General features: G+C 50.6%; 1 rRNA gene. It reads right to left on the bottom strand.

What is annotated here, in order from left to right:
* A 16S ribosomal RNA gene (locus ACU68W_RS09380) occupies positions 1 to 255 on the bottom strand; the annotation flags it as partial.

The raw sequence follows: 255 nt of genomic DNA, 5'->3' as shown, positions 1-255 counted from the left end.
TGGTGTGACGGGCGGTGTGTACAAGACCCGGGAACGCATTCACCGCGACATTCTGATCCGCGATTACTAGCAACTCCGACTTCATGTAGGCGAGTTGCAGCCTACAATCCGAACTGGGATTGGCTTTCGAGTTTTGCATTATATCACTATATAGCTTCCCTCTGTACCAACCATTGTAGCACGTGTGTAGCCCAGGACATAAAGGGCATGATGATTTGACGTCATCCCCACCTTCCTCCGATTTGTCATCGGCAG

The sequence above is a fragment of the Finegoldia sp. P2-F-LR genome (assembly GCF_052932265.1).
This window is presented reverse-complemented; position numbering and strand designations above follow the sequence as displayed.